The following is a 4,151-nucleotide window of genomic DNA, read 5'->3' as shown; positions in this document are numbered from 1 at the left end:
TTTTTGAGAGTGCAAAAATGAGATGCACCCAGAGGTAAGAGGTAGTTATAAGCGTTAAAGATAAACCACAGAGACACAAAGAACAGAGAGAGCCGATTTTTTTCTAGACTGTTGAGATGGTCGAAAATTGAGATTTTAGTTTAAACGATGCCACTCAACGATTTTATTGCCTACTTTCAAAATAATTGCTTGACCTAAACCCAGTTCTTGTGTCACATTAACTAGATGGGCGAAATTTTGACGGGTGATTGCTAGTCCCTGCAAACAGGCTAGAAAATCGAGACAGAGAACCGTAGAAAATTCCCAAGTTTGCCGGTAAACACGGCAATTATCTGGTAAAAAAGCCACAAGAGCGCGAAAATGAGTCAAAGCGGCTTTCTCAAAATTGGCGCTAGTGCAGTCAAAAGACGAGTGCTGATAGCTCATAAAAACTTTGCCTGATAGGGAGAGAGCAGGGTTTTCCTCAGACTAGCACCTCGCTTCTGGGGATCACGTTCCCTTTAGAATTTCTCAATAGACTGGCAAATCCCCCCAGAGGAGTATCGTTACCCGCGAGCAAATTGCTAGAAGCTAGGTTTCTTCCCAGAGATAGTGTACTTTAGATATTGATGTCCTTCCGGCTGGCAAGATAACCTATAAATTTCCCCACTCGTCCCTAGCGATAAAAGGCTGTATTTAGTCAAAAATCAAGTGTTGACTTTGATGCCAAACTTGCCAAGTAAAAAATGATCACAGCCTCAAGTTGCCGCTTAACTACTTGACTACTTAACTGATAACTGGTAACTAAAATTATGAATAATGCAATTGTCAAACCGAGAGATGTACAAGTAGCACCGATAGCCGCCGATACTTTTGTCTTTCGTTCCCGCACTTGGGACCGGTTAAAATTCGAGATCGAATACGGATTACAAAAGGGAACCACCGCCAATAGTTATCTGATTAAAAGTGAAAAGGTCGCTCTTTTTGATCCCCCGGGGGAATCATTCTCGTCCATATTTTTAGAGGCTTTAACTAAAAGAATCGATCCGAAAACTATTGATTATATTATTCTCGGTCACGTTAACCCCAATCGTGCCGTCACCCTCAAGGCACTTTTAGAAATCGCGCCTCAAGTCACTTTTGTTTGTTCTAATCCGGGGGCAATTTCCCTGAAAAAAATTCTTGAAACCGAAGCATTAAATCTGTTGGTTGTCAAGGGGGAAGAAATATTAAATTTAGGAGCAAACCATCAATTAGAATTTATCCCCACTCCTAACCCCAGATTTCCCGATCAACTCTGTACCTACGACAGCAAAACCGATATTCTCTACACCGATAAATTATTCGGAGCGCACGTTTGTGGCGACCAAATTTTTGATGAGGGTTGGAGCGTTTATAACGAAGATCGGCGTTATTATTTCGATTGTCTCATGGCTCCCTATGCCAGCCAAATTAGCAACGCTTTGGAGAAATTAGCCGCTAAATCGCCCTTATTTTATGCCGTTGGTCACGGTCCTCTGGTGCGTTACGGGATGCACGAATTGACCCTTTCCTATCAACAATGGTTAGCAGTACAAAAGTCCCAAGAGTTGACAATCGCCCTGATTTATGCTAGTGCCTACGGCAACACCGCCACCCTTGCTCAAGCGATCGCCATGGGAATCACGAAAGCGGCAGTAGCAGTGACGGCGATTAATGCCGAGTTCGCTGAACCAGACGAGATCAAAACGGCGATCGAAAAAAGTGTCGGTTTTATCTTTGGTTCCCCCACTTTGGGGGGACACGCACCGACTCCCATCCAAACCGCCTTGGGGATTACCCTAGCAAATGGCGATAAAAGCAAGCTGGTGGGGGTTTTTGGCTCCTACGGTTGGAGTGGTGAAGCGATCGATCTTTTGGAAGGTAAATTCCGGGATGGCGGTTATCGCTTCGGTTTTGAGCCAATTCGGGTTAAATTTAAGCCCACGGAGGCAATTTTAAAGACCTGTGAGGAAGCGGGAACCGATTTCGCTCAAGCAGTCAAAAAAGCTCGCAAAAGCAGACAACCGAAAACTAATGTTAACCAATCCCAAAGCGATCGGCGATCGCAAGCCCTGGGCCGTTTGGTGGGTTCTCTCTGTATCGTCACCTGCGAATTGGGGGAATTGCGCGGCGCCATGTTAGCCTCTTGGGTGTCGCAAGCGACGTTCACCCCCCCCGGATTGACTATTGCCGTGGCGAAAGAACGAGCGATCGAGTCTCTGCTTTATAGCGGTACGCCTTTTGTCCTTAATATCCTCCAAGAAGGTCAACATTTGGCTTTAATGAAGCATTTTCTTAAACCTTTTTCCCCCGGAGAAGATCGTTTTGCTAATATCGAAACCACTAAAGCTGAGAACGGTGGGCCGATTCTGGCCGAAGCGCTCGCTTATCTGGAATGTCGGGTAGAACAACGAATGGAGTGCGGTGATCATTGGCTGCTTTATGTGATCGCAGAAAAAGGCAGGGTTTTACACCAGGGTTTAACCGCCATCCATCATCGCAAATCTGGCAGTTATTATTAACTCATGGTGACGGGCAAGGGATCGCAAAAAACAAGGGTTTCGGCTGATCCCGAAAGTGAACAATACTCTCCCCTATCCTTCTGCTACTGTTTGTAAAACAAGATCATTGACATCCTCACCGCCGTAAACGGACGGCGATTCCCTACAGATCAAACAAACTTAATTGAACGATCTTTGGATGGGTTGACGCTTCACGGGATGCTGCTTCTTTAACAGAAGTCTTACACCTTCCTCTGCGTCCGTTTTTTGAGGTCTCCGATTGCCCACCGGCGACCTTGATATTAATTGCGGCGTTCACGTCCCTATCATGGAAAGTCCCACAAAAAAGACATTCCCACTCACGGATATTTAATGCTTTCTTACCGCCGATATTCCCACAACAGGAACATCGCTGAGACGTTGGCTCCCATCGGGAAATTATCCGAAAATCACGCCCATATTTATCAGATTTTGCCGATAGCATATCTCGAAAAGAACGCCATCCCAAATCTGATATAGCACGGGATAACTTGCGATTTTTAACCATTCCCGATGTGTTTAAATCCTCTAAAATTATCGTTTGATTTTCACGAACAACTCTAGTGGATAGTTTATGCAAGAAATCAGTACGAGTGTCTTTAATCTTTGCGTGGATTTTAGCTACTCGTTTCCTAGCTTTTTCCTGTCGTTTACTTCCTTTCTGTTTTCTAGAAAGGTTTTTCTGTGCTTTTCTTAGTCGTTTTAATCGTTTCTTTAACGGTTTCGGTGCGTCTATCTTTTCTCCTGTTGAGAGGGTAGCAAAGGCAGCAATCCCTAGATCAATTCCCACTGACTCCCCATTATTGGGAAGTATTTCGGACTGAATCTCGACAACAAAGCTGAGAAAATAGCGATCCGCCGCATCTTTAATCACGGTGACGCTAGAAGGTTTAGAAGGTAATGGACGACTCCAAACTATTCTTAGATCACCGATTTTCGCTAAAGTAACGCAGTGTTGGTTAACGGTAAAACCATTATCGGTAAATCTTGCTAATTGTTTAGATTTACGCTTCTTAAATTTAGGAGGTTTGACTTTCTTTCCTTTTCTTTCTCCCTTGCAAGATGCAAAAAAGTTAGAATAGGCTGTCTCTAAGTCTCTCAAAGACTGCTGTAAAGGGATAGAAGAAACCTCGGTTAACCACTGTTTTTCTTCTGTTTTTTTGACTTGAGTTAGTCTTTTAGATAACTCGGTATATTTTGGCTTTTTCTCCCCTTGTCGATAGAGTTCTTGACAGTAAGCTAAGGTATCGTTCCAGACAACACGCACACACCCAAACAACTGAGACAAAAGCCTCTTTTGTTGGTCTGTTGGGTAAATACGGTATTGATACCTCGCTTTCATTGGGTTAAGATGTGTGTGTCTGTACTCTATTCTAACTAGGTCTGTTAATAATATCAAGTCAGTTGCGAAAAGAAAGAAACTCGGCTCTTCGTTACTTGTTATGGTTCGATAGGGGGGCATAAATCGACTAAATCCTTATCTGGCAAAAGATTTAACTGATTAGCTCGCTCTAGATCAAAAACAATTGACAAAAATCGTCCAATGTCTTTCTCTATAAGGGTTCCATCTCTTATAACCCCCGTCCATTACATAACACAAACCGAAGAACC

Annotated in this window: 3 protein-coding genes; 1 reads left to right on the top strand and 2 read right to left on the bottom strand. The window is 43.6% G+C overall.

The window, feature by feature from the left end:
- Positions 1 to 135 precede the first annotated feature (135 nt).
- Positions 136 to 426, bottom strand: a complete 291-nt coding sequence (locus PX481_RS22290; protein ID WP_147068862.1) for a hypothetical protein — start codon at positions 424 to 426, stop codon at positions 136 to 138.
- A gap of 365 nt (positions 427 to 791) precedes the next feature.
- On the opposite strand from PX481_RS22290, the gene PX481_RS22285 reads away from it, so the two are divergent.
- Positions 792 to 2,522 carry a diflavin flavoprotein gene (locus tag PX481_RS22285; protein WP_002759277.1) on the top strand — a complete coding sequence of 577 codons (1,731 nt, stop codon included), beginning with the start codon at positions 792 to 794 and terminating at the stop codon, positions 2,520 to 2,522.
- A gap of 142 nt (positions 2,523 to 2,664) precedes the next feature.
- Here PX481_RS22285 and PX481_RS22280 read toward each other — a convergent pair whose 3' ends face one another.
- Positions 2,665 to 3,882, bottom strand: a complete 1,218-nt coding sequence (locus tag PX481_RS22280; RefSeq protein ID WP_288096094.1) for an RNA-guided endonuclease InsQ/TnpB family protein — start codon at positions 3,880 to 3,882, stop codon at positions 2,665 to 2,667.
- Positions 3,883 to 4,151: the final 269 nt, after the last annotated feature.

Source organism: Microcystis sp. M53603_WE2, assembly GCF_030065435.1.
Note: the sequence above shows the minus strand (reverse complement) of the source record. Positions and strands in the feature narration are given on the sequence as shown.

Excerpts from the sequence above, each read along its gene's own strand:
- PX481_RS22290 (WP_147068862.1), bottom strand. The coding sequence starts at position 426 with ATGAGCTATCAGCACTCGTCTTTTGACTGCACTAGCGCCAATTTTGAG.
- PX481_RS22285 (WP_002759277.1), top strand. The coding sequence starts at position 792 with ATGAATAATGCAATTGTCAAACCGAGAGATGTACAAGTAGCACCGATA.
- PX481_RS22280 (WP_288096094.1), bottom strand. The coding sequence starts at position 3,882 with ATGAAAGCGAGGTATCAATACCGTATTTACCCAACAGACCAACAAAAG.